4 protein-coding genes are annotated in these 3,698 nt (G+C 36.6%); all 4 read right to left on the bottom strand.

Features of this window, described 5'->3' with window-relative positions:
• Nucleotides 1-13: 13 nt before the first annotated feature.
• The 4 genes from ACOVO2_RS24145 to recN are packed head-to-tail and all read right to left on the bottom strand — an operon-like array spanning nt 14 to nt 3,267.
• Nucleotides 14-511, bottom strand: coding sequence for a c-type cytochrome (locus ACOVO2_RS24145; RefSeq protein ID WP_421772435.1), 498 nt, complete (start codon nt 509-511; stop codon nt 14-16).
• A gap of 1 nt (nt 512) precedes the next feature.
• Nucleotides 513-1,130 carry an SCO family protein gene (locus ACOVO2_RS24140; protein WP_421772434.1) on the bottom strand — a complete coding sequence of 206 codons (618 nt, stop codon included), beginning with the start codon at nt 1,128-1,130 and terminating at the stop codon, nt 513-515.
• A 56-nt stretch (nt 1,131-1,186) separates the two neighbouring features.
• The gene (locus ACOVO2_RS24135; RefSeq protein WP_421772433.1) at nt 1,187-1,576 is read right to left on the bottom strand and encodes a hypothetical protein; all 390 of its coding nucleotides are present in this window, start codon (nt 1,574-1,576) and stop codon (nt 1,187-1,189) included.
• Nucleotides 1,577-1,608: 32 nt separating this feature from the next.
• Nucleotides 1,609-3,267 (bottom strand): DNA repair protein RecN, encoded by a 1,659-nt coding sequence (gene recN / locus ACOVO2_RS24130; protein ID WP_421772432.1) that lies wholly within the window; start codon nt 3,265-3,267, stop codon nt 1,609-1,611.
• Nucleotides 3,268-3,698: the final 431 nt, after the last annotated feature.

Below are 3,698 nucleotides of genomic sequence, written 5' to 3'. Positions count from 1 at the left end.
TATTTCTTCTATATTATTTGTTATTCAAAACTTTCTCAACCTCTTTCACTTCAGTAATTTTAGTTTCACCATTCCATTCGTTATAAATGTAGGTCACAATTTCAGCAATATCCAGATTGGTGAGTTGATTATTGGCTGGCATTGGTTGGTTATATTTCTTACCGTTAACTAAAATTTCACCTGCAAGCCCATTTTTGATTATATAAATAACTTTTTCTTTGTCTTTCAGATAATCACTGCCTGCAATTGGTGGATAAAGGCTTTGGAGTCCTTTTCCATCTTTTTGGTGGCAATTCGCACAATTTTGCTCGTACAGTTCCTTTCCTCCGATATAATACTGCTCGAGTTTTATCTTTTCTTCTGACTGACATGAGGTAAAAGAAACGACAGCTATGATGAGTACATATAGCTTTGAAAATAATTGTTTGAAATATTTATAGATGTTTTTAAGTTCTTTGATAAGTGGTATATTATCTTCATCATACCTCATATCTCTGATTTGTTGTCTCATTTTATTTTTCGTTTAATAAAACCTCCATGTCTTTTAATAATTTAGTGACATCGGTTTCTTTGGTTCCATCATAAACTCCACGAACTCTGCGTTTGGTATCAACCAAAATAAATGCTCCGCTATGAATAATTCCACCCGCAGCCGTTGAGTCTTCGCCAGCCGTTACATAATAAGATTTTTCGCCGATTTCGTAAATCTTTGCTTTTTCTCCCGTTACGAAATTCCACATTTTGCTTTTCACGCCCAATCGGGCGGCATATTCTTTCAGCACTTGTACCGAATCATGTCGAGGGTCGATAGAATGAGATAAAATACCAACTTTGGGATTTTCTTTGAATTTTTCGTACACCCTTAGCATTTGCTTTTTCATGATTGGGCAAATAGTAGGACAGGTGGTGAAGAAAAAATCGGCAACGTAAATTTTTCCTTCGTAGTTTTTGTGCGTAATGGTCTGATTCTCTTGATTGACAAACGAAAAGTCTGGAATGGTGTGATAAACCGAGTCGCCATTGATAAATTCTCGTTCGCCCAAAATCGGTAATTTGCGAGAAGAACTTTCGCAAGAAATGATACTAATGATTGTGATACAAAATAGTATGACTGGAATTAACTTTTTCATGAATAAATTAAGCCTGCAAGAATTAACCTACAGGCTTTTTAAGATATAATCTGATTTTATTTCAAAAACTCTTCTGCTTTTTTCTTTGCATCAAGCGTTGATTGTTTCAATTGCTCGCCCTCTACTTTCAGAGCAGTTAGTGCCTTTACTTTTTCTTCGCCATCTTTCATATCGCCAGCTTCGCCTAATTTTGGCATCCACGTTTCCATGTCGTTGTAGGCTTTATCTAATGCCAACGATATCTCCAAAGCCGTTTTTTTCAATGTTGTGTCAGTTTCGGCTTTTTTCATCACTTCAGTTTTCAGATCTTCCAAATTCATGCTAATCGGCATTACTTCATCGTGAATTTTGAAAGTTTCTTCTTTGAGTTTGGCCGCTTCTTCGGCCGATTTATCTGTGCAAGCGAATGAAAATACAACAAGTAAGGCGGCTAATAAATTCTTCATTTTATGATTTGTTTTGTGTAATTGTTTGATTATTAATGTGTTATGCCAAGCATTTCGATGGCACTATGAATTGCACTTTCTGAAGGGTGTTCGCCACCAATCATTTTTGCAATTTCAATAATGCGTTCGTCTTGACTTAACTGTTTGATACGGCTAACTGTTTTGGTCGAAGAGTTATCTTTATAAACAAAGAAATGCGATGAACCTCTGCCCGCAATTTGGTGCAAGTGTGTAATGGCAATTACCTGAATACTTTGAGCCATTTCCCGCATCATTTTTCCAACTTTTATGGCTACTTCGCCCGAAATACCCGTGTCAATTTCGTCGAAAATAATGGTTGGCAATGAGCGTTTATCGCCTAAAACATATTTAATTGCCAACATCAATCGAGAGAATTCTCCACCCGATGCTACATCTTTTAATTGTCGAGGCGTAACGCCTTTATTGGCACTAAATAAGAAATTAATTTGGTCGATACCTTCGCTGTTGAGTGCGATGCTTTGGTGCTGAATTTTGAGTAAAGCGTTTGGCATACCCAGCTCAATCAATAAACCAATGACTCGTTTTTCGATTTCGGGTAAAACCTTTTGACGAGCCTTAGACAATGATTCGGCTACTTTGGTTGCAGCCTCGAAAGCTTTGTTTACACGCTCTTTTGCTGCCGAAAGATTTTCACTCAGGTTCAATACTTTACTTACTTTCTCCTCTAAAATTGCTTGAATTTCGAGCAATTCACCATTTGATTTTACGGCGTGTTTTTGTTGGAGTTTGTAAAGTAAATTCAGTCGCTCTTGAATCTCAATGATTTTTTGTCCATCCAATTCAATATTGTCTTCTTCCGACTCAATATCTCGAGAAACGTCTTTTAACTCTAATAAACAACTCTGAATTCGGTCTTTATATTGTTGATAATCAGGAGAATAACTGGCAATAGGGTTCAGTGAACTAACCGTTGACTGAAGCACCGAAAGGACTGATTGTTCGGAATTATTGAGGTATTCGTAAACGGTCTTTAAGCGAAGTTTTACTTCTTCGGCGTGTTCTAAAATATTGAGTTCTTGCTCAAGTAATTCTTGCTCGTTCGGGTCAAGTTTGGCCTTTACGAGTTCTTCCAGCTGGAAATTATTGAAGTCGAATTCTTTTTTATTTTGGTCAGCCTCGATTTGTAATTGCTGATAAGCATCTTGCAGTTTTTTGTAGGTACGGTATTTTTCCTGGTACTCCACCAATTTATCGTGGCATTGGGCGTAAGTATCCACAATACGAAGTTGGTATTCGTTTGAGCCAAGTAAAATTGAATCGTGCTGCGAATGAATATCCATCAACTGAGACGAAATCTTGCGAAGCGTTTCGAGTGTAACAGGCGTATCGTTGATGAATGCCCTTGATTTTCCGCTCGGAGAAATTTCTCTACGCACAATACACGAGCTTTCAAAGTCGAGTTCTTCTTCTTCAAAAATATTTTTTATATAGAAACCCGCCATATCAAATGTACCTTCAATGATACATTTCTCCGACTCGTTGTACAGGGTCTTTGTATCAGCTCTATTGCCCAATAACAGACCAATCGCCCCGAGCATGATTGACTTACCTGCACCTGTTTCGCCAGTGACTATATTGAAATGAGCATCGGGCTTTAGTTCGAGATGCTCAATAAGAGCGTAATTTTTTATTAATAAGTGAGAAAGCATGAAAATCTGGCTTTATTTGCGTGATTAGGCTTTGAGCAGTCTACGGTTCACAGTCCGTAGTCCACAGTAGTTTATCTTTAATCAGTATTTTAAAAGAATTGTTTTATTAAAGTAGTTTTTTGAACTTCAAAATATCATTCTTTTTTGAAAAGAGAAAACTATTTTATTTCACCTTTAAAATGAACAACAAATTTAGAGCGAATTTTATGAAAGCAAGTAGAAAAGAGAATGATTTTTTTGTAAACTTTAAATTGGTTACTGGTGAATTGGTTATTAGTTATTAGGGAACTGGTTATTAGTTATAGGGGAATGAGATTTAGAAATTGCTAATTGGTTTGCTTGGTAACGAAAGTCTTAATAAACAGACTTTTAGTAACCTAAGTAGTCCACGGTCAATAGTCGACAAGTCCACAGAAAGTTAATGGGCTTAT

Source organism: Emticicia sp. (genome assembly GCF_049241225.1).
In the GTDB taxonomy this organism is placed as follows: domain Bacteria; phylum Bacteroidota; class Bacteroidia; order Cytophagales; family Spirosomataceae; genus Emticicia.
This window is presented reverse-complemented; position numbering and strand designations above follow the sequence as displayed.

What these genes read in the sequence shown, in the direction of transcription:
- ACOVO2_RS24140 (WP_421772434.1), bottom strand. Translation starts at nt 1,130, where the DNA reads ATGAAAAAGTTAATTCCAGTCATACTATTTTGTATCACAATCATTAGT.
- ACOVO2_RS24135 (WP_421772433.1), bottom strand. Translation starts at nt 1,576, where the DNA reads ATGAAGAATTTATTAGCCGCCTTACTTGTTGTATTTTCATTCGCTTGC.
- ACOVO2_RS24145 (WP_421772435.1), bottom strand. Translation starts at nt 511, where the DNA reads ATGAGACAACAAATCAGAGATATGAGGTATGATGAAGATAATATACCA.
- recN (WP_421772432.1), bottom strand. Translation starts at nt 3,267, where the DNA reads ATGCTTTCTCACTTATTAATAAAAAATTACGCTCTTATTGAGCATCTC.